18 protein-coding genes are annotated in these 23,020 nt (G+C 72.3%); 9 read left to right on the plus strand and 9 right to left on the minus strand.

The features are described from left to right. Window positions 1-150: 150 nt before the first annotated feature. A complete protein-coding gene (locus Aiant_RS17795; RefSeq protein WP_189328431.1) occupies window positions 151-1,530 on the plus strand; it encodes a glycosyltransferase family protein in 1,380 nt (459 codons plus the stop codon). Further along, window positions 1,527-3,662 (plus strand): glycosyltransferase family protein, encoded by a 2,136-nt coding sequence (locus Aiant_RS17800; RefSeq protein WP_229829807.1) that lies wholly within the window; start codon window positions 1,527-1,529, stop codon window positions 3,660-3,662. Before Aiant_RS17795 ends, Aiant_RS17800 begins: the two co-directional genes overlap by 4 nt. A gap of 39 nt (window positions 3,663-3,701) precedes the next feature. Here the strand turns inward: Aiant_RS17800 and Aiant_RS17805 are convergent, their stop codons facing one another. The 3 genes from Aiant_RS17805 to Aiant_RS17815 are packed head-to-tail and all read right to left on the minus strand — an operon-like array spanning window position 3,702 to window position 7,377. Next, window positions 3,702-5,222, minus strand: a complete 1,521-nt coding sequence (locus Aiant_RS17805; protein WP_189328430.1) for a glycosyltransferase family 2 protein — start codon at window positions 5,220-5,222, stop codon at window positions 3,702-3,704. Window positions 5,223-5,242: 20 nt separating this feature from the next. Further along, window positions 5,243-6,256: a Gfo/Idh/MocA family protein gene (locus Aiant_RS17810; RefSeq protein ID WP_189328936.1), complete on the minus strand. Its 1,014-nt coding sequence runs from the start codon at window positions 6,254-6,256 to the stop codon at window positions 5,243-5,245. A 38-nt stretch (window positions 6,257-6,294) separates the two neighbouring features. Next, a complete protein-coding gene (locus tag Aiant_RS17815; protein ID WP_189328429.1) occupies window positions 6,295-7,377 on the minus strand; it encodes a DegT/DnrJ/EryC1/StrS family aminotransferase in 1,083 nt (360 codons plus the stop codon). Window positions 7,378-7,592: 215 nt separating this feature from the next. Between Aiant_RS17815 and Aiant_RS17820 the strand changes: the two genes are divergently transcribed. Beyond that, window positions 7,593-8,018, plus strand: coding sequence for an NUDIX hydrolase (locus Aiant_RS17820; protein ID WP_229829806.1), 426 nt, complete (start codon window positions 7,593-7,595; stop codon window positions 8,016-8,018). 202 nt (window positions 8,019-8,220) lie between these two features. Here the strand turns inward: Aiant_RS17820 and upp are convergent, their stop codons facing one another. Beyond that, on the minus strand, window positions 8,221-8,853 hold the full coding sequence (gene upp, locus Aiant_RS17825; RefSeq protein ID WP_189328427.1) for a uracil phosphoribosyltransferase: 633 nt from the start codon (window positions 8,851-8,853) through the stop codon (window positions 8,221-8,223). Window positions 8,854-8,913: 60 nt separating this feature from the next. Here upp and deoC point away from each other — a divergent pair, with 60 nt between their 5' ends. From deoC to Aiant_RS17855, 6 genes are all read left to right on the plus strand, one after another. Next, window positions 8,914-9,843: a deoxyribose-phosphate aldolase gene (gene deoC, locus Aiant_RS17830; RefSeq protein WP_189328426.1), complete on the plus strand. Its 930-nt coding sequence runs from the start codon at window positions 8,914-8,916 to the stop codon at window positions 9,841-9,843. A gap of 57 nt (window positions 9,844-9,900) precedes the next feature. Next, complete coding sequence (locus tag Aiant_RS17835; protein ID WP_189328425.1) at window positions 9,901-11,325, plus strand: aldehyde dehydrogenase family protein; 1,425 nt, start codon at window positions 9,901-9,903, stop codon at window positions 11,323-11,325. Next, window positions 11,318-12,163, plus strand: coding sequence for an aldehyde dehydrogenase family protein (locus Aiant_RS17840; RefSeq protein WP_189328424.1), 846 nt, complete (start codon window positions 11,318-11,320; stop codon window positions 12,161-12,163). Before Aiant_RS17835 ends, Aiant_RS17840 begins: the two co-directional genes overlap by 8 nt. Before the next feature lie 114 nt (window positions 12,164-12,277). After that, entirely contained in the window at window positions 12,278-13,162 is an 885-nt protein-coding gene (locus tag Aiant_RS17845; RefSeq protein ID WP_189328423.1) for a DNA primase, read from the plus strand. 64 nt (window positions 13,163-13,226) lie between these two features. Beyond that, entirely contained in the window at window positions 13,227-15,533 is a 2,307-nt protein-coding gene (locus tag Aiant_RS17850; RefSeq protein ID WP_189328422.1) for a transposase, read from the plus strand. 73 nt (window positions 15,534-15,606) lie between these two features. After that, window positions 15,607-16,299, plus strand: coding sequence for an HAD family hydrolase (locus Aiant_RS17855; RefSeq protein ID WP_189328421.1), 693 nt, complete (start codon window positions 15,607-15,609; stop codon window positions 16,297-16,299). Window positions 16,300-16,409: 110 nt separating this feature from the next. Here Aiant_RS17855 and Aiant_RS17860 read toward each other — a convergent pair whose 3' ends face one another. From Aiant_RS17860 to Aiant_RS17880, 5 genes are all read right to left on the minus strand, one after another. Beyond that, entirely contained in the window at window positions 16,410-17,000 is a 591-nt protein-coding gene (locus Aiant_RS17860; RefSeq protein WP_189328935.1) for a GTP-binding protein, read from the minus strand. Window position 17,001: 1 nt separating this feature from the next. Then, a complete protein-coding gene (locus Aiant_RS17865) occupies window positions 17,002-17,382 on the minus strand; it encodes a DUF742 domain-containing protein (RefSeq protein ID WP_185046269.1) in 381 nt (126 codons plus the stop codon). Between the two features lie 89 nt (window positions 17,383-17,471). Further along, window positions 17,472-17,876 carry a roadblock/LC7 domain-containing protein gene (locus Aiant_RS17870; RefSeq protein WP_014447580.1) on the minus strand — a complete coding sequence of 135 codons (405 nt, stop codon included), beginning with the start codon at window positions 17,874-17,876 and terminating at the stop codon, window positions 17,472-17,474. After that, entirely contained in the window at window positions 17,873-21,391 is a 3,519-nt protein-coding gene (locus Aiant_RS17875) for a sensor histidine kinase (RefSeq protein ID WP_189328420.1), read from the minus strand. Before Aiant_RS17875 ends, Aiant_RS17870 begins: the two co-directional genes overlap by 4 nt. 458 nt (window positions 21,392-21,849) lie before the next feature. Next, a complete protein-coding gene (locus Aiant_RS17880) occupies window positions 21,850-22,971 on the minus strand; it encodes an adenosine deaminase (RefSeq protein ID WP_189328419.1) in 1,122 nt (373 codons plus the stop codon). Window positions 22,972-23,020 lie beyond the last annotated feature (49 nt).

Below are 23,020 nucleotides of genomic sequence, written 5' to 3' on the forward strand. Positions count from 1 at the left end.
CGCTGCCCGGCCTCGGCCCCGTCCATCGCGCTCTCTTTCCGTCGAAAAATCCACGTCGGAGGCGGAATGTTCTCCGCAAAACGTATGATTCGTCACCAAAGGTAACCGCCGAACCGGGCGCTTTCCGGATACGACATGGGCTGAACCAGCATGAAAAGACCGCACCCCTCGATCGGCCGGCGCTGGGCCCGGGTGACCGGCCCCCGCCGGCGACCGGATCACGGCCGTCCGCACGCGTACTACCTGGCCATCGGCTTCCCGCCGGCGGCGAAGAGCTCCGCCTACCGGATGCGCGAGACCGCCAACCAGCTGTACGCGCACGGCTGGGACGTGACCGTGCTGACCATCTGCCAACAGGCGTGGGAACGCGAGTTCGGCCTGGACCACAGCCTCTCCGCGGACGTGCACCCGGCGATCCGGGTGGTCGAGCTGCCGCTGGAGCGCGCCGAGCTGGACACCGAGATCCGCCACTTCTCCCGGGCCCGGTCGCTCGACCCGGCGGCCTGGGCCGCGCAGGCGCGCGAGGAGCGGCTGACCACGTTCCCGGAGCCGTCGTTCGGCGGCTGGGCGCCCGCGCTCACCGAGGCGCTTCTCCGGCTGCACCGGCGGGACCCGGCCGACCTGCTGGTCACCACCTGCGCGCCGTACGTGACGCTGGCGCCCACCTGGGCACTGTGGGAGCGGCACCGGGTGCCGTACGTGGTCGACTTCCGGGACGGATGGTCGATCGACGTGATCGGCGGCGAGCCGGCCTTCCCGCCCGGCTCGATCGCCGGGCGCTGGGAGAGCCGGGTGCTCGGCTCGGCCCTGGAGGTGTGGACGGTCAACGACCCGATCGCCGGGCACTACCGGCAGCGCTATCCGGCGATCGCGGACCGGGTGCACGTGGTGCGCAACGGCTACGACGACGACAGCGTGCCGCGGACGTTCCGGACGCCGGACCCGGAACGCGGGCTGCGCTTCGGGTACCTGGGGACGATCACCTTCCCGGTGCCGCTGCTCACCGCGGTGCTGGACGGCTGGCGGATCGCCCGGACGGAGGATCCGCTGATCGGGAACGCCACGTTCGAGCTGCGCGGGCACATCGGGGCGGGGGCGGCGCGGGAGGACAACGCGTACGCGGAGATGCTGCGCGCGGCCGAGCCGGACGGTGTCCGGTTCGGCGGGCCGGTGCCGAAGGCCGAGGTGGCCTCGGTCTACGGCGCGTGGGACGCGCTGGTCTTCATCGTGTCCGGGGGACGGTTCATGACCTCGGGGAAGGTGTACGAGGCGTACGCCAGCGGGCTGCCGGTGGTCTCCGCGCACGAGGCCGACCACGACGCCTCGTTCGTGCTGGAGGGCAACCCGCTCTGGACCGGCGCGGTGGGGCAGGACGCGGACCGGCTGGCCGAGTCGTTCAAGACCGCCGCCAAGCTGGCCGTGACCGCCACCCCGGACCAGCGGGCGGCCACCCGGGCGGCGGCCACCCGGTTCGCCCGGGCCGCGCAGCTCGCGCCGGCGGTCCGCCGGGTCACCGAGGCGGTCCGATGAAGGTTCTGATCGTCAGCAACGGGGTGCCCGGACGGCCCGCGGTGCTCACCGACACGCTGCGCCGGATGCGCGCGTCCGGCGCCCTGGTCACCCTGGTCTCCGGCGCGCCGGCCGAGAAGATCCCGCTGTCCGCGGGCGACGCGGTGGTGCACGCGCTGCGGCCCGCCAAGCACCTGCCCCGGCCGGACAAGCGGGCGTACCCGGAGGCCGGGAAGGGCCGCAAGCTGTGGCTGCGCGCCCGGCACGACCAGCGGCTGCGCGCCCTGGTCCGGGCGGCCGACGTGCTGGTCGCGCTGGACCAGCACGCGGTGCACACGGTCTGGCAGCTGGCCCGGCGCAACCGGGCCGCCGACGGGGTCTTCGGGCTGGCCCCGGCGCTGCGGGCGGTCGCCGCCCGGGCCGCGGCCCCGGGCCGGTACCGGCTGCGCCGGCTGCTGCGCCCCGGGCCGTCCCCGGCCGTGGCGGCCGAGGCGCTCGGCGAGCGGGCCGATCGGCTGGTGGAGCGGGTGGCTCGCAAGGGAACGGGCCGCCGGGTGCTGCGGGACCCCCGCGGGCGGCGGGCCTGGCGGCTGCTGCTCGGCGCGCCGCTGCTCGGCGAGGCGCGGCGGCTCCGGTGGACCGAGCGGGTCGCCGAGCGGCTGATCGAGCTGGACCTGCCGGCCGAGGCGGGCGCGGTCCGGGTGGCCGCGGCCCGGCGCGCCCGGCACACCGTGGCCGGCGCGGACAGCCTGGAGACGGCGGCGCACGCGGAGTTCGCGGCCGGCCGGATCCCGGTGTTCCTGCGCGCGGCGGCCGCCGCTCAGCTGCACCTGGCCGACCGGGCGCTGGCCCGGGACGACCTGGTCGAGGCGACCCGGCGGTTCGCCAAGGTGATCCCGCTGCTGTTCAACCGGGCGGTGCACTTCGACTCGCTGACGTCGCCCAGCGCGCGGGATCCGTACGGATATCTCGGCGATCTGCACGCGAGCGCGACCGGACGGGCTCTCGCCGCCCCGCGCGGCCGGCTGGTCCCGGCGGCCCCGCCGCCGGCCGGACGGCCGCACCGGCTGCTCTTCGTCACGCACACCAACGTCTACTTCCTCACCGAGATCATCGAGCGTTACCGGAACCGCCCGGACGTCGAGGTACGCCACCTGGAGCTGACCACCGACCCGGACGTCACGCTGCTCAGCAAGCAGACCGGCCGGCTGATCCGGCACCAGCTCGGCGGCGCCTCGGATTACGGCGACGCGCTGCACGACGTGTTCGCGCCGGACCTGGAGTGGGCCGACACGGTCTTCGTCGACTGGTGCCTGGGGCACGCCGCGATGCTGGCCACGCTGGACCCCGGCACCGCCCGGGTGATCGTCCGGCTGCACAGCTACGAGGCGTTCACCGTCTTCCCGCACCTGCTCGACCTGTCCCGGGTGGACGACCTGGTGTTCGTCTCCGAGCCGCTGCGCGAGTTCGCCACCGCGGCGATCCCCCGGCTGCGGCAGTCCGGCGCGCCGCGCACCCCGGTGCTCACCAACGCGGCCCGGCTGGAGCGATACCGGCGGCCGAAGCCGGATGCCGCCCGGTTCACCCTCGGCCTGGTCGGGGTCGGCGCGATCGCCAAGGACCCGCGCTGGGCCTTCCGGGTGCTGCGCGACCTGCGCCGGCACGACGAACGGTACCGGCTGGTGCTGATCGGCAAGGAGCTGGACGAGGGGCCGAACCCGACCGCGGCCGCCTACTTCGCCGAGTACGCCGCGGACGTGGCCGACCTGGAGCGCCGGGGCGTGCTGCGCCGCACCGGGCAGACCGGCGACGTGCCGGGCGCGCTCGCCGAGGTCGGCGTGGTGCTGAGCACCTCGGTCCGGGAGAGCTTCCACCTCGGGCTGATCGAGGGGGCGGCCAGCGGCGCGGTGCCGGTGGTCCGGGACTGGCCGTTCTTCGCCGGGCAGCGGGCCGGCGCGCGGAGCATCTTCCCGGCCGACTGGGTGGTGCGCGACCCGGCCGAGGCGGTCCGGCGCATTCTCGACCGGACCGCCACCGAGGAGACCTGGCGGGCGGCCGGCGCGGCCGCCGCCGACCACGCCCTGGCCACCTGGGACTGGTCGGTGACCGCCACGGAGTACGACGAGCTGATCCTCGGCGCCCGGCCGAGGTGACCGCCGCGGAGCACGACGAGCTGCTCCGGGACGCCCGGCTCAGCCGCGCCTGAGCGTGCGGCGCAGCCGGCCGGCCACCCGCCGCACGGTGATCGGCCGGACCTCGACCCCGACCCGCCCGTCCGGCCCGCACACCACACTGACCAGGAAGAACCGCCCGCCGACCCGGTGCACCCGATGCCCCGCCGCGGCGACGCCGGTGACCGTCACCGGGTATTTCCGCGGCCCCCGGCGGACCGTGATGTCCCGGAACCGGCGGTGCGACTCCCCGTGGACCAGGTCGTCCATCGGGATCGCGGCGCCGGCCGTCACCCCGCTCAGCTCGGCCGGCACGCCCGGCCCGCGCCGCACCTTCACCGTCGGCGCGGGCTCGCCGTCCTGCCGCGGGACCCAGGTGGACCAGCGCAGCAGCAGCGCCGGGCGGCCGTCCGGGCCGCGCCCCCAGCCGACCGTGGCCGGCCCGTCCTGCCGGTCCAGCTTGACCGCCTCGGCGGTGGCGTCGAACCACTCGTCCGGGAAGCCCCGCCCGGCGGCCCGGAACCCGGGGAACGCCACGTAGTAGCGCTCTCCCTCGGCGACCGCCGGACCCAGCCGGTGCTCGGCGTAGTGCCGGGCCAGCGCGAGCACGTCGTCGGCCGTGCCGTGCTGGGCCACGCTGATCGCCGCCCGGTGCCGGACCGGCAGCTCCCGGCGGGCCTCCTCGGTCAGATGCGCGTCGGCCAGCTTGCGGACGCCCTGGTGGATGGTGTCCCGGTCGTCCGGGCCGGCGGTCAGGAAACGCTCGCCGAGCAGCTTGCCGACCTCCCAGGCGAAGTGCCGGACCAGCACGTTGTGCCGCGCGCGCGGCTCGGTGACCAGGTCCGCGGCCCGGGCCAGCAGCAGCGCGGTGTCGTGCAGCAGCCGGGTCGGCGGGGTCCGGAAGGTGATGTTGCCGGCGTCGGCGCGGCGCATCGCGTAGTAGAACTCGTAGCCGGTACGGACCGCGATCCGCCGGGCGGCCAGCACCGCCCGGATCGTGAACGGCTGGTCGGAACAGGACGCCATGTCCTCCGGGAAACGGATCCGGTGCTCCTCGACCAGCGACCGGCGGAACAGCTTGGTGTTGGAGAGCGCCCAGGCCAGCGGCGAGTCGGCCAGCGTGATCGCGTCCCGGTCGCCGCCGGCGAAGACCGCCTGGTCGACCCGGCGGCCACCGGCACCGACCAGCCGGCCCAGCACGATGTCGGCGCCGGTCTCGTCGGCCGCGCCGACCAGCCGCTCCAGCGCCTCGCGGCCGAGCCGGTCGTCGGCGCCGACGAAGAAGACATAGCGCCCGGTGGCCCGGTCCAGGGCTCGGTTGCTGGGGCCGGCCGGGCCGCCGGAGTTCGGCTGGCGCAGCACGGTCACGGTGTCCGGGAACCGGGCCGCCCAGGCGTCCAGCTCGGCGCCGCCGCCGTCGGTGGACCCGTCGTCGACCGCGATCACCTGGAGCCGGTCCGTCCCGATGGACTGGGTGAGGATCGACTCCAGGCACTCGGTGAGATAGGGCATCGTGTTGTAGACCGCGACCACGACGGTCACGTCCGGCACCCGCGCGGCCACTAGCTCACGCGTTCCGTGAGCCATTCCCGGGGCGAGGTGGCACGGTGCGGGTGGACGCCGATCGGCTCCCGGACGTCGACCGTGCCGCCCTCCCGGGCCGAGCGCAGCACCGCCTCGGCCACCTCCACGGTCCGCATCGCCTGGCGCAGGGTGACCGTGTCCTCGGAGACGCCGAGCACCGCGTCCCGGAATCGTTCGTGCTCCACCAGCAGCGGTTCCCGTTTCGGAATGGCGTAGCGGACCATGTCACCCTCCGCGACGCCCCGGAAATTGCGGAGGGCCTCCCATTCGGTGCCGATCGCGCCGTTGGCATAGAAGGTGAGATCGGCGGTGAGCGTGTCGGCCACGAAACTGCCGCGCTCCCCGGTGATCACGGTGGAGCGTTCCTTGAACGGGCTCAGCCAATTGACCAGATGATTGGCCATCAGCCCGCCGTCCAGACCGGCCACCGCCGAGACCATGTCCTCGTGCGGGCGGCCGCTGCGTGACGCGGTCCGGGCCGCGACCTGCACGTACTCCCGGCCGGTCACCCAGGCGGTCAGGTCGATGTCGTGGGTGGCCAGGTCCATCACCACACCCACGTCGGCGATCCGGCCCGGGAACGGCCCCTGCCGCCGGGTGACGATCTGGTAGATCTCGCCCAGCTCGCCGGCCTCCAGCCGGGCCCGCAGGCTTTGCAGCGCCGGGTTGTAGCGCTCGATGTGCCCGACCGCGCCGACCAGCCCCCGGCTCGCGAACGCGTCGACCAGCCGCCGGGCCGCCGGCACCGACGGCGCCAGCGGCTTCTCGATCATCGTATGCACGCCCGCCTCGGCGAGCCGCAGGCCGATCTCCTCGTGCAGCGCGGTCGGCGAGGCCAGCACCGCGTAGTCGAGGCCGAGCGCGAGCAGGCCGGGCAGGTCGCGGACCACCGGCACGCCGTAGGGCGCGGTCACCCCGGGCGCCGGGTCGAGGACCCCGGCCAGCTCGACGCCGGCCAGCGCGTTCAGCACCCGCGCGTGGTTGCGCCCCATCGCACCCAGCCCGATCAGACCCGCGCGCAACGCCCGGCTCACGCGGGCACCGCGGCGGTGGTCACGGCCTCGGCGATCCGCTCCAGCTCCGCTCCGGTCAGGGTGGGGAAAACCGGGAGGGAGACGACTTCGGCGGCCGCCCGATCGGTTTCCGGCAGGTGCGTTCTCCCCTTTTCGTACGCCCTGAGCCGGTGAATCGGCGTCGGGTAATACACCGCGCTGCCCACCCCACGCTCGGCCAGCGCCGCCTGGAACGCGTCCCGGCTCCCCGGCACCCGCACCGTGTACTGGTGATAGACGTGGTGCGCCCCGGCCGCGACCGGCGGCGTCACCACCCCGGACAAGCGCTCGTCCAGGAATGCCGCGTTCGCCCGCCGCCGCCGCGTCCACTCCGCCAGCCGGCCCAGCTGCACCCGCCCGATCGCCGCGGCCACGTCGGTGAGCCGCATGTTCGCGCCCACCACCTCGTTCTGGTACCGCTGCTCCATCCCCTGGTTGCGCAACAGGCGCAGCTGCCGGGCCAGGTCCGGGTCGGCGGTGGTGATCATGCCGCCTTCCAGCGAGTGCATGTTCTTGGTCGGGTAGAAGCTGAAGCAGCCGGCCACCCCGAACGCGCCGGCCGGGACGTCGTGCAGCGCCGCGGCGTGCGCCTGGGCGGCGTCCTCCACCACGGCCAGGCCGTGCTTCGCGGCGAGCGGCATGATCCGGTCCATCGCGGCCGGGTGGCCGTACAGATGGACCGGCATGATCGCCACCGTCCGGGGTGTGATCGCCGCGGCCACCGCGGCCGGGTCGAGGCAGAACGAGCCGGGCTCGATGTCGGCGAAGACCGGGGTGGCGCCGGCCAGCCGGACCGCGTTGGCGGTGGCGGCGAACGAGAACGACGGGACGATCACCTCGTCGCCCGGCTTCAGCCCGAGCGCCAGCAGGGTCAGGTACAGCGCCGAGGTGCCCGAGTTGACGGCGACGCAGTGCCGTCCGGCGACCAGCGCGGAGAACTCCTCCTCGAACGCGGCGACCTCCGGCCCCTGCACGACCAGGCCGCTGCTCAGCACCCGGACCGCGGCGGCGATCTCGTCCGGGCCGATCACCGGGCGGGCCGATGGAATGGACGCCGTCATCTGCGCTCCCTCACCACAGAGCAGGCGGAATCCGCCCCGGCAGTGACGGGGCAATCACCTGCTGTTACCTGGGGGTGGCGCGAGTCACGTTACCGCACCAACCGGCGCATTTTGGTTAATGTGCGCTGCGGTCGCTCCATTTCGACAGGAGAAGCATGCGGGCCGTACTCGCCACACTGGGTTATGTTTTGTCGCCCGATTCCTCGCGGGTATTGATGATCCGCCGGGACGCCCGGCCGGACGACATTCACTTCGGCTACTACAACGGGCTCGGCGGAAAACTCGAACCGGACGAGGACGTGGCGTCCGGGATGCGCCGGGAGATCGCCGAGGAGGCCGGGCTGGAGTGCGGGCCGCTCGATTTCGCCGGCACCGTCTCCTGGCCCGGCTTCGGGCGGGACGGGGAGAACTGGTTCGGTTTCCTGTTCCGGATCCCGGAGTGGACCGGCACGCCGCACGCCGCGAACGACGAGGGGTCGCTGCACTGGGTGGACCGGGCGGATCTGCTCGGCGGGAAACTGCCGATGTGGGAGTCGGACCGGCATTTCCTGCCGTTGGTGTTCGCCGACTCCCCGACCGTCTTCCACGGCGTGATGCCCTTCGCGTCCGGCAAGGCGGTGTCCTGGTCCTACACCACGTGACCGATGCTCAGGGCGTACCGAAAGGTCGGCAGCAAGCGCGACCGAGCCGCCTCCCGGCCCCGCCCGGGGTAACCGCAACCAGCACGCACTTCGCCCGTCGTTGACGAGAGTGCCGAAAAACGACAAGCGAAGCGGAGTCGTTTTTCGGTGCTCTCGTCAACGACTCAAAGGGGCGAAGTGCCCGCCGAGCGGAGCGAGGCCATCAAAACCTCCGCATGCCGCCGAACTGGCGGTCACCGGCGTCGCCGAGGCCGGGCACGATGTAGGCCTTCTCGTTGAGACCCTCGTCGATCGAGGCGGTGATCAGGCGCAGCGGCAGGCCGGATTTCTCCAGGCGCTCGACGCCCTCCGGCGCGGCCAGCACGCAGCAGACGATGATGTCGGTGCAGCCGCGGTCGGCGAGCAGCCGGCAGCAGTGGATCAGCGATCCGCCGGTGGCCAGCATCGGGTCGAGGACCAGCACCGGCTGCCCGGCGAGGTCGGCCGGCAGCGACTCCATGTACGCCCGCGGCTCGTGCGTCTCCTCGTCCCGGGCCAGGCCGACGAAGCCCATCGACGACTCGGGGAGCAGGGCCAGCGCGGCGTCGGCCATGCCCAGGCCGGCCCGCAGCACCGGCACGATCAGCGGCGGGTTGGCCAGCCGGGTGCCCTCGGTGGGCGCGACCGGGGTCTCGATCGGGAACTTCTCGACCGCGAACAGCCGGGCGGCCTCGTAGACCACCATGGTGGTCAACTCGTGCAGGGAGGCGCGGAAGACCCCGGACTCGGTCTCGGTCCGGCGCATCGCGGTGAGCCGGGTCTGGGCCAGCGGGTGATCTACGACTAGGACGTCCACGGCGCCCAACCTACCGTTCAGCCAAGATCAACTGTCACCAGGTCGCATAGAATCGTTTTCATGACTGCGACAGCGCCCATCGGGCTGTCCGATCTCCGCTCCTTCCTGCACGGCCTCCCCGGGGTCGACAAGGTCGGCGTGGAGGCGAGGGCAGCCGCGCTCGGCACCCGATCGGTGAAGACGAGCAGCAAGGCGAAGGCCATCGACCTGGCGATCCGGATGGTCGACCTGACCACGCTCGAGGGCGCCGACACGCCCGGCAAGGTGCGCGCCCTGTGCGCCAAGGGGAGGCGGCCGGATCCGGCCGACCCGGGCTGCCCGCCGGTCGCCGCGATCTGCGTCTATCCGGCCATGGTGCCGGTCGCCGCGGCCGCGCTGGCCGGTTCCGGGGTGCACCTGGCCAGCGTCGCCACCGCGTTCCCGTCCGGGCAGGCGCCGCTGGAGGTCAAGCTGGCCGACACCCGGGCCGCGGTCGCGGCCGGCGCCGACGAGGTGGACATGGTGATCAGCCGGGGCGCGTTCCTGGCCGGCGACTACACCAGGGTGTTCGACGAGATCGTCGCGGTCAAAGAGGCGTGCGGCGGCGCGCACCTCAAGGTGATCCTGGAGACCGGCGAGCTCGCCACCTACGACAACGTCCGGCGCGCCTCCTGGCTGGCCATGCTGGCCGGGGCCGACTTCATCAAGACCTCCACCGGCAAGGTCTCGGTGAACGCGACGCTGCCGATCACGCTGGTGATGCTGGAGGCGGTCCGCGACTTCCGGGAGCGGCACGGGCGGCAGATCGGGGTCAAGCCGGCCGGCGGGATCAAGAACACCAAGGACGCGATCAAGTACCTGGTGCTGATCAACGAGACCGTCGGCGACGACTGGCTGAGCCCCGACTGGTTCCGGTTCGGCGCCTCCTCGCTGCTCAACGACCTGCTGATGCAGCGCACCAAGCTGACCACCGGCCACTACTCCGGTCCCGACTACTTCACCCTGGACTGAGGCCGTGCCTGCCCAGGCGGCTACGCCGCACGTCAAGAGCCGAAAATCGTGGTGAAAATGTTCGAATACGCACCAGCACCCGAGTCCCGCTCGGTCGTCTCCCTCGACGCGTCCTACGGCCTCTTCATCGACGGCGCCTTCGACCCGGCCAAGGAGGGCGGCACCTTCAAGACGGTGAACCCGGCCACCGAGGAGGTCCTCGCCGAGGTCGCCGCCGCCGGGCCCGAGGACGTCGACCGCGCGGTCGGCGCGGCCCGCCGTGCCTTCGGCCCGTGGTCCGCGCTGCCCGGCGCCGAGCGCGCGAAATACCTGTTCCGCATCGCCCGGATCATCCAGGAGCGCTCCCGCGAGCTGGCCGTCCTGGAGTCGCTCGACAACGGCAAGCCGATCAAGGAGTCGCGCGACGTCGACCTGCCCCTGGTCGCCGCGCACTTCTTCTACTACGCCGGCTGGGCCGACAAGCTGGCGTACGCCGGCTTCGGCCCGGACCCGCGGCCGATCGGCGTGGCCGGCCAGGTCATCCCGTGGAACTTCCCGCTGCTGATGCTGGCCTGGAAGATCGCGCCCGCGCTGGCCGCCGGCAACACCGTGGTGCTCAAGCCGGCCGAGACCACCCCGCTCTCCGCGCTCTTCTTCGCCGACGTCTGCCGGCAGGCCGAGCTGCCGCCGGGCGTGGTCAACATCGTCACCGGCGCCGGCGACACCGGGGCCTACCTGGTCGCCCACCCGGACGTGGACAAGGTGGCGTTCACCGGCTCGACCGAGGTGGGCCGGGAGATCGCCCGGACGGTGGCCGGCACCGGCAAGCGGCTCACCCTGGAGCTGGGCGGCAAGGCGGCGAACATCGTCTTCGACGACGCGCCGATCGACCAGGCGGTCGAGGGGATCGTCAACGGGATCTTCTTCAACCAGGGTCACGTCTGCTGCGCCGGGTCGCGCCTGCTGGTGCAGGAGTCCGTCGCCGGCGAGCTGCTCGACTCGCTGAAGCGGCGGATGGCCACGCTGCGCGTCGGTGACCCGCTGGACAAGAACACCGACATCGGCGCGATCAACTCCGCGGCACAATTGGCGCGTATTACGGAATTGTCGGAAATCGGCGGGCAGGAGGGCGCGGAGCGCTGGTCGCCGGCCTGCGAGCTGCCCGAGCGCGGCTTCTGGTTCGCGCCGACGATCTTCACCGGGGTGACCCAGGCGCACCGGATCGCCCGGGAGGAGATCTTCGGGCCGGTCCTGTCGGTGCTGACGTTCCGCACGCCGGCCGAGGCGATCGAGAAGGCGAACAACACGCCGTACGGGTTGTCCGCCGGCATCTGGACCGAAAAGGGCTCCCGGATCCTGGCCGTGGCCGACAAGCTGCGCGCCGGGGTGGTCTGGGCCAACACGTTCAACAAGTTCGACCCGGCGTCGCCGTTCGGCGGTTACAAGGAGTCCGGCTACGGACGCGAGGGTGGCCGGCACGGCCTGGAGGCGTACCTTGCCTAAGACATCGAAAGCGGCGACCGTCTCGGAACCCACGCGACTGGCCGTCCGCAAGACGTACAAGCTCTACATCGGCGGCAAGTTCCCGCGCAGCGAGTCAGGACGGACCTTCGTGGCAGACGGCGACAACGTGGCGCTCGCCTCCCGCAAGGACGCCCGCGACGCGGTGGTCGCGGCCCGGGCGGCGCAGGCCGGCTGGGCCGGCGCCACGGCGTACAACCGCGGGCAGGTGCTCTACCGGGTGGCCGAGATGGTGGAGGCGCGCCGGGCCGAGTTCGCCGCGCTCGGGGTGTCCGGGGACGAGCTGAACGCCGCGGTGGACCGCTGGGTCTGGTACGCGGGCTGGTCCGACAAGATCGCCCAGGTGGCCGGCGGGGCGAACCCGGTGGCCGGGCCGTTCTTCAACATCTCCGCCCCGGAGCCGACCGGTGTCGTCGCGATCGTCGCCCCGGCCGGCCTGCTCGGGCTGGTCAGCGTGATCGCCCCGGCGGTGGTCACCGGCAACACCGCGGTCGTGCTGGCCGCCGACCCGCAGATCGCGATCACCCTGGCCGAGGTGTTCGCCACCTCGGACGTGCCGGGCGGCGTGGTGAACATCCTCACCGGGCGCTACGCGGAGACCGCACCCTGGCTGGCCGCGCACGCCGACGTGAACGCGCTGGACCTGACCGGCGTGGAGCACCGCGAGCTCGCGGCCGAGCTGGAGCGCGCCGCGGCCGGCACGCTGAAACGGGTGATCCGGCCCGCCACCGGTGCGGTGGATTTCTCCGCCGACCCCGGTCTGAAACCGATGACCGCGCTGTTGGAGACCAAGACGGTCTGGCACCCGAAGGGTTATTAGGCCCGCGCTGAGGAAAGTGGAGGGGACGGGGCCGCTGTCACACAGCGTTGCGGACTAGGGTATGTGCCCGTAGTCACCCGTCCGCCCACTCTCAGATCAACCCGGAGGTCAACCGTGACCAGCCAGTCCGACGAGCCCGAGGCGTCCGCGCCGGTGGCCGAGAAGTCCTCAGCGGAAGGACTCAACGGGCGTGAGCTCTGGGAGGAGGTCCGCGTCGAGCCGGTCGAGATCGCTCTCCCCGGCAGTGTCGGCCTGACCCTCCGGGCGTACCGGAAGGTCTCCGAGCTGACGCCGACCGAGATCGAGGCCGAGGAGGAGGACCCCTTCGACGCGCACAAGCGCGCCGCCCTCGACGAGGACGGCGAGGAGGGGATCATCGTCGACGAGGAGTACGAGGCGCTCCTCGCCGAGGACGACGACCAGGACGAGAAGTCCGGCGACGAGAAAGCCGAGAAGGCCGAAGGGTCCGACTCCGAGGACGAGACGGAGGAGGTGAAGGACCAGCCGGAGGACGAGGAAGTACCCATGTTCCTCAGTCACAAGGGCCGGTTGCTCGCCTTCAAGGACGCCGAAGCGCTGGTCTCCTTCATTCGTTCGGGTGCTCCGCACGATCTCGCACAATTGGACACCTGGGGCGACCTCGCGGAGCGGGTACAGTCGAGCGACATCGACCCGCTGCCGGAGGAGCGCTACGAACTCGATCTCGTGGTGGAGAACCTCCGCGGCGGGCACGACACGTGGGATCTGCCGCTGCTCATCGCCGCCGGCGAGGTGGCCCGGGATCTCGGGTATGCCCTCCGGCTCAAGCCGGTGATCCTGGCCCTGTCTCCCGGTTCTCCGCTCGATGACCTGGACGACTCCCTCCGTGCCGCGCAGAGCGGTGGAATGGGCGGTTTCTTCGGTCGTCGGCGATTGAAGAAAATCGGGGCACAACAGGCGAGTCTCGGCTGGCGTTCGGTGATCGGCAAGATCTCTGCTGCTGTGGACTGGCGTGACTGACCGATTACCAGGGAACATCAGTCCTTGGCCACACAGAAGCAGTCCCGGGGAGGAGGACGACGCCGTGGCGCTCGTGCGCGTGTACTGCGGTCTGGCGTCGGCTGATGATGCGGTGCGTGCGGCCTCGGCCGCGCCGCTGACCATCGCCGTGGTGGACGACGCAGGCCGGCTGCTCGGCGTCCACGAGATCAGCGACGACCCGGCCGGTTACGCCCTGCTGGGGACGCTGCTCGTGGAACGGACGACGGGATTCAGCGACGCGGCGGTGGCCGCCGACAGTGACGACCACGTCGTCACCTCGCTGCTCACCGCCGCCGGCCGGCCGCTGGTCGTGGTCGACGACGACGACGCCGACGACTTCGCCGAGCGCTTCTCGGACGACGACTCCCCGGACGAGATCAACGCCCCGGCCGCCGCCCGGCGGGCGGTCGGGCTGGCCCGGGCTCTCCAGGCCGGCGCGATCGCCGCGGTGAACCTGCCGGCGCCGCGCGAGCTGGTCAGCTACAAGCCGGTGTTGGCCGCGCACGTGGCCATGCTGGTCGGGCGGAACGCGGCGGCGATCGCGCTCCGTGAGGTCCTCCGCGAGCTCTACCCGGCCGCCCTCCGGGCGTATCCGGACCCGGCGCACCCGCTGGCCATGGCCGTGCTCGAGGCGATCCCCGAGCCCGGCCGGCTGACCGGGCGCGGCGGTGACCCGGCGCGCGCCGTGCAGGACATCGCGACCACGCTGGCCCGCTCCGGCGCCGCCGACGAGGACCAGGTGATCTCCGCGGTCACCGCGCTCCAGGTGGCGATCAGCGAGTCGCCGCGCCGCGGTGGCGTCAACAAGTCGCTGGCCCCGGCCGCCGCCGAGGCGGTCCGCCAGGCCGTCGCCGCGGTGCGCACCTGTGACGCGGCGTGTGCCGCGCTGGTCGGCACGCTCGCCGCCCGCGCCGGCACTCCGGCCACCGAGCCGAACGTGGGGCGTCGCGCCTCCCGCCGGGCCGCCGAGCCCGCCGGGCTGCCGCCGGCGTCCGCCACCCCGGCCGAGACCCCGTCCCGGTTCGGCCGTCGCGGCCGTCCCGAGCCGGCCGTCGCCGGCCTGGGCACGGGCCCCGCCGTCCCGCAGCCGATGAATGCTCCGCCGGTCGCCCCGGACCCGATCGCGCCGCCGCCGGTGGCGCCGGCCGCGGCCAACGGCCTTCCCGGCCGGGTCGGCACGCCGGGCAACCGTCCGGTGTCGGTGCCGCCGCCCCCGCCGGGCATGACGCCGATCACCCCGGGCACCCGCCCGGTGCCGAGCACCCGGACCCCGGGCACCTCGTCGACGCCGGTCTCCCCGGCGGCGCGCAACCCGATCTCGCCCGCGGCCCGCAACCCGATCTCGCCGGCCGGCGCGCCGAGCCCGGCCGACGCGGGCGAGCCGTTCCGGGCGACGCTCACCCACGCCGAGCTCAACCGGGCGCGGGCCGAGCGGCAGCGCACGGTCATCCCGGCCCGGCCGAACACGCGGACCACCCCGCCGCCCGCCGCGGCGAACGGGACGGCCGCGAGCCCGACCGACTTCAGCCTGCCGATGCCGACGCCGCGTTCCACCCAGGAGACGCCGGAGCCGGGGTCCCGGGCGAACTGGCCGCTGCTCAACAACGGCAGTGACGACGCGGCGGTCACCCCGCCGGCCGCACCGGCCGCCTCCTACGGTCCGGCAGCCGCCTCGGTCAGCCCGGCCGGTGGCGCCGAGGGCCGGATCCGGCCGCCGTGGCAGGACATGCCGAAGGAGCCGCCGGCCCTGCGCCTGGTGGAGTCCCAGCTCAACGCGGGTGGCCGGGCCAAGCTGCCGGGTCTCGACCAGATCGGCGACCCGCCCTCGCTGCGGGTGGTGGACGGCGGCTCCCGTGGCGCGGACAGCCTGCCGCCCCGGGTCACCGCGCTGGACCGGAGCAGCACCCCACCGGTCCCGGCCGACGGCAGCGACGGCGATCTGCTGATCTTCGCGGCCGCCCGGTCCGCCTGGTTCACCGGCGGTCCCGCCGACTCCGGCACCGACTGGACCAACCCGAACGACAGCGGCTGGCGCGCCGCGGAGAAGGCCGCCACCCCGGCCATCGCCGCGGAGACCTCGGCCGGCCTGCCCAAGCGGGTGCCCCAGGCCAACCTGGTGCCCGGCTCGCCGCTGCGCGAGGAGCGCCCGCTGCGGATCGTCCGGGACGCGGCGTCGATCGCCGCGCACACCACCGGATACTTCCGCGGCTGGCGGCGGGGTCAGGAGATCGGCGGCTTCGCGATGGGCGGTCGCCCGGGTCGCGAGGCGGCCGGCGGGTGGGACTTCACCCGCGACCGCGAGGGCGCCGACGAGTACCGGAACAACGGCGCCGGCTACGGCGGCCGCTGAGATCGCTTCATGAGGGAGGGCCGCGACCCGGTGGGGTCGCGGCCCTCTCGCTGTCTCCGGCGATGCTTACGGCATGCGGGCCATCATTTTCGACTTCTTCGGTACGCTCAGCGACCCCTCCGCCGAGGCCGATCGCCTCGGCACGTTCGCCGTCACCGCCGCCGCCCTGGGCGTGCCGGCCGACCGGTTCAGCGCGGTGATGGCGGAGCACTTCCCCCGCCGGGCGACCGGCGTCTACGGCGGCACCCGGGACACCCTGCTGGCGATGGCACGGGCCTGCGGGGTGGAACCGGCGCCGGAGCGGCTCGCCGCCGCGCTCCGGAGCCACCGTGCGGGCGCTGAGATCGTCCGCAGGCCCCGTCCGGAGGCGCTGGGGGTACTGGATCGCCTCCGCGGGCACGGTTACGTCCTGGGGCTTCTCAGCGACTGTTCCAGTGAACTCTGCGAGGCCTGGCCGGAAACTCCGTACGCGCCGCGGATCGACGCCCCGGTCTTCTCCTGGCGCGAGGGCCGCCTCAAGCCCGACCCCCGCCTGTACGCCACGGTGGCCGACCGGCTCGGCGTGCCGCCGGGCGAGTGCTGGTTCGTCGGCGACGGCGGCGGCCGCGAGCACGACGGCGCCCGCCGGGCCGGCATGCGTCCGGTCCTGATCACCAACGACGCCTACCCCGAGGTCCGGCACCTGCGCACCAACCCGGACAGCTACCTGCCGCCGGACCGGCTCCCGGACCTGACCGGGTTACCGGCACTGCTTGGTCACGCCTGACCACTCTCGGTCAGCAATCACGCACCGTTGTCGATCGACTGCGCCCGGCACCGGTCCGGAGACGCGCGAAAGCCCCGCTCCGACTCGCGGAGCGGGGCTTTCACACTTCGTCAGGCGGGCGCTACCGCGCGCGTGCGACGCATCGTCAGCACATACTCGACGAGCGAGATGAGGACGTTTTTCGTCGACTCACGGTTGCGGGCGTCGCAGCTCACCACCGGCACGTCGCCCGAGATCGCCAGCGCGTCCCGGACGTCCTGCGGGTTGTGGTACTGCATGCCGTCGAAGCAGTTGATCGCCACGAGGTACGGCAAGCGGCGGTGTTCGAAGAAGTCGATGGCGGCGAAGCAGTCGGCGAGCCGACGCGTGTCCACCATGACCACCGCACCGATCGCACCCCGGACCAGCTCGTCCCACATGAACCAGAAACGGGTCTGGCCGGGGGTGCCGAACAGGTACAGGATCAGATCACGGTCGATGCTGATCCGGCCGAAGTCCATGGCGACGGTGGTGGTCATCTTGCCCGGCACCTGCCGGTTGTCGTCGACGCCCACACCGGCCGAGGTCATGATCGCCTCGGTGGTCAGTGGGGTGATCTCCGAGACCGAGCCCACCAGCGTCGTCTTACCGACGCCGAAGCCACCGGCGATGACAATCTTCGCCGATGTCACGCGTCCGCCCGCAGCGGGACGTTGCGACATGTCAGAGCCTGCGAAGTCCACTCAGCACCCTTTCCAGCAGTTCCGTGCCTACCGCGTCGGTCTCGTCCTCTAGCGAGGTGGGCTCGTACACCGCGAGTAGGCCGTCGGAGGCCATGTCGGCGACGATCACACGTGCCACACCGAGCGGCAGTTGCATGCGTGCGGCGATCTCGGCCAGCGACTGAACTCGGCCGCCGTCGCACATCGCCGCGATGTACTGATGCTCGCTTCCACCCTGCCCGCCGCGGATCATTCCGGAACGGCCGCGCACGGTTGTCTCGACCAGCGCTTCCAGCGCTATCTCAAGTTTGGGCCGGGTTCGACCACGGGTCACGGCATACGGCCTGACCAGCGCGCCGGTCGGCTCATCGCGTTCAGGCATTGTCACCGTCAACCCCTCCCTCGGCCACTCGAAGTGTATTGGTTCTCAAGTTTTTGGACAGTAGCCGGATGGGCCGGCTCACCGCGCCTTCAGCCCAGCACCCCGGCCGCGGACCGCGGCGCGGGGGTCAGCGCCTCGCCGACGCGGTCGACCAGCAGGGCCATCTCGTAGCCCACCTGACCGACGTCGCAGCTGCGAGCCGCGAGCACCGCGAACGAGGAACCATCGGAAATGGACATCAGGAACAGGAACCCATTGTCCATCTCCACGACTGTCTGGAGAACAGCACCGCCCTCGAAGCACCGAGCGGCGCCCTGGGTCAGGCTGACCAGGCCGGACGCGATCGCCGCGAGCTGGTCCGCACGGTCCCGGGGGAGGTCCCGCGAGGCCGCCAGGAGCAGGCCGTCGGCGGAGACCGCGATCGCGTGCGCGACCCCGGGAACGCGGTCAGCAAAGTTGGCCAGGAGCCAACCGAGATCCTGCGTAGATGTCATGCCTCATGCTCCTTGCCAGCCTGCGAGGGCTGCTGCCCTCCCGGAGTCTCCTCCAGGTTGGTCGATTGTTCCTTGGTGCGACCGCGCTGCACACCCCGGTGGTACGCGGACAGCAGACCGCGAACCCCTTCGGGCGTACGGCGCTGGACGGAGTTACCGCCCCGGTCAACACCGCCGGGGACGAGTTGCGCCATCGGCGTGCGCTTGGGAAGGCCCGCCGTGGTGGTCGTGTCGATGGAGACTTCGGACGCCTTGCGGGCGGCCGACCAGCCGTCGTCGGCCGCGGTCCGCCACGGGTTCGTGGCCGCAGCCCCGTTGCCGTAGGAACCCGCGTTCGACGCGCCCGCCGGAGCGGCGCCGACCGACGCCGTGTCCAGTTTCCGGGCCTCCGGGGAGGCCGCCTGCTGCGGCACACCGGCAGTGCGCGCCGGCTCGCCGGTGGAGATCCGCTGCGAGACCACCGCCTCGTCCCCGCTGCCGGAGACGGACGGCTTGCCGGTGGTCGCCTGGGTCGTGGTGAACCAGGCCGACTCGAGCTCCCGGAAGATCGGCAGCTCCATGGTCTCGTCGGCGAACGGCACCGCGCCCTCGCGGGCCGGGGCCTGCGCCGCCGCGATCTGCGCCGCCGCGGTGGCCTGCGCGTCGAACGTCGGCGCGCTCACCGGAGCGACCGCCTCGTAGGCCGGCGGGGCCGACGCGGGCAACGCCGCCAACGGCGGGTTGACCGGACGGGCCACGTCGGGCTGCGGCTCGGCGTTCTCCGGACGGTACCGGGGAATCTCGGCGGTCATGTCGAGCGCCGCGGCGAGGTTCTCCGGGACGTGCGGGGTGGCGCTCTCCCGGTCACCGGCGACCGGCGGCCAGGCCGGCGGCGCCGAGGCGAACGGGTTCGCCGAGACCGGGTCGACGGGGGCCGCGGAGACCGGCGGCGCGGACGGGACCGGCGGGACCGAGGTCACCGGCGGCGCCGAGGTGACCGGCGGGGCGGACGGCACCGGCGGCGCGGAGACCGGCGGCATGAACGGGGTCCGGCCCTGGCTCTCCGGGTTGGCCGGGAGCTGGCGCGGGATGGTCGCGCCGAAGCCGTTCAGGTCCCCGTCGGGACGCTGGTAGTCGTTGCCGTTGCGGCGCTGGGCCAGCTCGTCCAGGCCGGCGAAGCCCTGCGGGCCGGTGCTGATCGGGCCGGACGGGAGCGGCGGCAGCGGCTCGTTGCTGCGCGGGCCGAAGCCGTTGGCGCCGCCGAAGCCGTTGGCGCCACCGAAGCCGTTGGCGGAACCGTTGTAGCCGTTCGTCCCACCACCGAAGCCGTTGGACGGCGCCGCGCCGGTCAGGTCCGACCAGGCCGGGACGCCACCGTTGGTGCCGTTCACCGCCGGGTCGTACGGCCGGTTGCCGGGGAAGCCGCCGCGGCCGCTCTCCAGGGCCAGCGGCTCGCCGAACGACGGCATCGCGGGCGGCGCGTCGTAACCACCCGGCGCGCGGGACGGTGTCCCGCTGGCCAGGACGGAGACGGGCAGGCCCACCTCGGCGACAGTGCCGCGCTCGCGGTCGGCCGGCCGGAGCTCGACGCGGACCGCGTGCCTGTTCGCCAGGCGGGCGACCACGACGAGGCCCATCATCCGGGAGACGGCCACGTCCACGGTCGGCGGGTTGGCCAGCCGCTCGTTCAGGTCGCGCAGCTGCTCGCGGCTGATGCCGATGCCGTGGTCCTCCACGGACAGCACCGCGTTGTCACCGACCCGGCGGGCCTCCACCAGAACGTTCGAGTTCGGCGGGGAGAACGCGGTCGCGTTGTCGAAGAGCTCGGCGACCAGGTGGACCATGTCGTTGACGGCGTGCGCCGCCACCTCGATCTCCCGGTCGATGACGCCGAACTCGATCCGGGTGTAGTGCTCGACCTCGGACTGCGCGGCGCGCAGCACGTCGATCAGAGCGGCCGGCTCGCGCTGCACGCGGGTGGAGTCGGCGCCCGCGAGAACCAGGAGGTTCTCGTCGTTACGCCGCATTCGGGTGGCCAGGTGGTCGAGCTGGAAGAGCTCGGCCAGCCGGTCCGGGTCCTCCTCGCCGCGCTCCAGCCGGTCCAGGTGACCGATGAGCCGGTCGACCAGGATCTGCGAACGGCGGGCGAGGTTGACGAACATGGTCGCGACGGAGGCTCGCAGGGCGGCCTGCTCGGCCGCGGTGCGGACGGCCTCCAGGTGGACCGCGTTGAACGCCTCGGTCACCTGCCCGAACTCGTCCCGGCTGCGCACCGGGAGGGGCTCGGCGATCTGGTCGGCGACCTGGGCCGGGGTGAGCGACGCGGAGAGCGCCGGGTCACGCAGCCGGGACACCGCGTGCGGCAGACCGAACTGGGCGACCGCGAGCGCACCCTGCCGCAGCTCACGCAGCGAGCGGGCCATCGACCGGGCGACCAGCCAGGCGAACAGGATGGCCAGCAGCAGCATGCCGAGCAGGATGCTGGTCTCGACGAACACCCGGCGGTTCGTGGTGTTCCGCAGGTCGGTGGCCTGGGCCACGATGTCCTTGTCGAGCTTCGACTCGACCTGGCGGAACGTGTCGTTGTACCCCGTCATCGCCTTCTCGTACTCATCCGTGGTGAGCACGCTCGATTCGATGGCGTTGCCGGTACTGCTGAGCAGCGGGCCGGTGAGGTTGGTGGCCTCACGCTGCTGCGGGTTGTGGTCGGTGGTGTTGGTGAAGTACTCGAACTCACCCTGGGTGGAGACCGACTCCAGAGTGCTCTGGGCGAGCTTGAAGCCGGTGTCCGCTTTCAGGAAGGCCTGACGCAGCGTCGGGGTGAACTCCTTCGTCCCGATCACCTGGTGGCCGAGGTAGCGCTCGATGGAGATGTACTCCTTGGCGCGGGCCACCTCGGCGACGGCGCGGAGCCGGTCGCTCAGGGCGGTGTCGCTGGCCTGCTGGGCCGCCACGTCCCGGACCGCGATCAGGTCGTCGATCAGCTTGGTGTACGCGCCGTCGACGGCCGTGATGCTCTGCGTCTTGTTCGCCACCTGGCTGCGGAACGCGGCCAGGTCGCCCAGGTTGTGGTCCAGGCGGGTGAGCAGGATGTCGACCCGGCCGGGCACGTCCTCCAGGGCCGCGCGCTGCTGCGCGTACGGCTGGTTGGCCGCGTCGACCTTGGGGTGCTCCTCGGAGTACTTCGCGGTCGCGTACTTCAGAAGCGTCTCGTCGGGCTTGCCGCCGTTGTTCTTCTTGTTCAGGTTGTCGTCGGTCGCGATCGCGATCATCATCGCGTACGACCGCTCGGATTGAAGCTGGTCGACCAGCCCGCCGGCGGCCTCGGACAGCGCTGCGAGCGTCCGGGCGTTCTCGGCGTTGTCAGCCTCGTCGATGTGGTCGACCAGGCCGTTGACGCCGACGATGATCGTCGCCACGGTCGGGACCAGCATGATGAGGCCCAGCTTGGACCAGATGGGAAGGTCTCGCAGTCGACCCGTGGGTCGCCGCAGACGCGACATGACGCCGTCCGCCTCACTGGGGCGCTTGCTCACGTCACCGTCCTCCTGATTCGGGCCCGGCATTCGGCTCGCCGGGCTCCGCGCACGACCGACTCGCCGGGTCGGGCCCCCGAGATTCCATCACGACGAGTGTCAAAGAGAAAGACCAGGCGGACACGGACCGGTTGTGTGACGCGATGTTGCAACGTCGCAGTTGGACATCGCCGGTCTGAAATCACTACCTGTAGAGGTGCAGGTCTCTCAAGGTCACTCAAGATGTCGGCGCGGCGTTGGGGGGTGGGCGCAGGCCGACGGGTCAGATCGTAGTCGATCGCGACAGGAACGACGATGGCTCGGTCCCCCGCGATCGGCAAGGCAAGATGCCGGATTATGCCAAGTTTGTAGGCGGGAGTGTAGCCGAACGGTGGACCCCGAGAACCGGACAGGTAATTTCGACCGACGTACGTTCGCTCCTTTCCAAGAAAAGGGGAATATCCACAAAAAGTCGGATTTCAGCCCAGCAACTTGGCATAGGCGGGCTTGATCACCTCGTTGATCAGCACCAGTCGCTCGTCATACGGGATGAACGCCGATTTCATCGCGTTGATGGTCAACCACTGCATCTCCGCCCAGCCCCACCCGAACGACGCGGCGAGCAGGCTCATCTCCCGGCTCATCGAGGTGCCGCTCATCAGCCGGTTGTCGGTGTTCACGGTGACCCGGAACCGCAGGTCGTGCAGCAGCTTGATGGGGTGCTCGGCGATCGACGCGGCGGCCCCGGTCTGCACGTTCGACGACGGGCACAGCTCCAGCGGGATCCGCTTGTCCCGCACGTACGCCGCGAGCCGGCCGAGCACCGGCGGCGCCGCCTGAGTTCCCCCTGTCGGGGTAACCGCGCTGGGCCCGGACGCCGCCACGGTGATGTCGTCGACCAGGCGCACGCCGTGCCCCAGCCGGTCGGCGCCGCACCACTGGATGGCCTCCCAGATCGACGGCAGGCCGAACGCCTCACCCGCGTGGATGGTGAAGTGGAAGTTCTCCCGCTGGAGGTACTCGAACGCGTCCAGGTGCCGGGTGGGCGGGAACCCGGCCTCGGCGCCGGCGATGTCGAACCCGACCACCCCGGTGTCGCGGAACCGGACCGCCAGCTCGGCGATCTCCTGGGACCGGGCGGCGTGGCGCATCGCGGTCAGCAGGGTGCCGATCCGGATCGGGGTGCCCTGGGCGGCCGCTTCGGCGCAGCCCTCCCGGAACCCGGCGTGCACCGCCTCGACCACCTCGTCCAGGGTGAGACCGCGCTCCAGGTGCTGCTCCGGGGCGTACCGGACCTCGGCGTACACCACGCCGTCGGCGGCCAGGTCGAGCGCGCACTCCTTGGCCACCCGGTGCAGGCCCGCCTCGGTCTGCATCACCGCGACGGTGTGCGCGAAGGTCTCCAGGTACCGTTCCAGCGAGCCGGAGTCCGCCGCGGCGACGAACCAGTCACCCAGCCGGGCCGGATCGGTCTCCGGCAGCTCGTGGCCCACGGCCGCGGCCAGCTCGACGATCGTGGCCGGGCGCAGACCGCCGTCCAGGTGATCGTGGAGCAGGACCTTGGGAGCCTTGACGATGTCCGAGTGTGCGATGGCTGCCATCAGCGAAGCGTAAAGGGCCATCCGACCACCCCGCCCACCACCCTAAAAA

This window comes from Actinoplanes ianthinogenes (assembly GCF_018324205.1).
Classification (GTDB): Bacteria; Actinomycetota; Actinomycetes; order Mycobacteriales; family Micromonosporaceae; genus Actinoplanes; species Actinoplanes ianthinogenes.

Excerpts from the sequence above, each read along its gene's own strand:
- Aiant_RS17865 (WP_185046269.1), bottom strand. The coding sequence starts at position 17,382 with ATGCCTGAACGCGATGAGCCGACCGGCGCGCTGGTCAGGCCGTATGCC.
- Aiant_RS17810 (WP_189328936.1), bottom strand. The coding sequence starts at position 6,256 with ATGGGGCGCAACCACGCGCGGGTGCTGAACGCGCTGGCCGGCGTCGAG.
- Aiant_RS17860 (WP_189328935.1), bottom strand. The coding sequence starts at position 17,000 with ATGTCGCAACGTCCCGCTGCGGGCGGACGCGTGACATCGGCGAAGATT.
- deoC (WP_189328426.1), top strand. The coding sequence starts at position 8,914 with ATGACTGCGACAGCGCCCATCGGGCTGTCCGATCTCCGCTCCTTCCTG.
- Aiant_RS17820 (WP_229829806.1), top strand. The coding sequence starts at position 7,593 with ATGATCCGCCGGGACGCCCGGCCGGACGACATTCACTTCGGCTACTAC.
- Aiant_RS17855 (WP_189328421.1), top strand. The coding sequence starts at position 15,607 with ATGCGGGCCATCATTTTCGACTTCTTCGGTACGCTCAGCGACCCCTCC.
- Aiant_RS17870 (WP_014447580.1), bottom strand. The coding sequence starts at position 17,876 with ATGACATCTACGCAGGATCTCGGTTGGCTCCTGGCCAACTTTGCTGAC.
- Aiant_RS17800 (WP_229829807.1), top strand. The coding sequence starts at position 1,527 with ATGAAGGTTCTGATCGTCAGCAACGGGGTGCCCGGACGGCCCGCGGTG.
- Aiant_RS17880 (WP_189328419.1), bottom strand. The coding sequence starts at position 22,971 with ATGGCAGCCATCGCACACTCGGACATCGTCAAGGCTCCCAAGGTCCTG.
- Aiant_RS17795 (WP_189328431.1), top strand. The coding sequence starts at position 151 with ATGAAAAGACCGCACCCCTCGATCGGCCGGCGCTGGGCCCGGGTGACC.
- Aiant_RS17835 (WP_189328425.1), top strand. The coding sequence starts at position 9,901 with ATGTTCGAATACGCACCAGCACCCGAGTCCCGCTCGGTCGTCTCCCTC.
- Aiant_RS17815 (WP_189328429.1), bottom strand. The coding sequence starts at position 7,377 with ATGACGGCGTCCATTCCATCGGCCCGCCCGGTGATCGGCCCGGACGAG.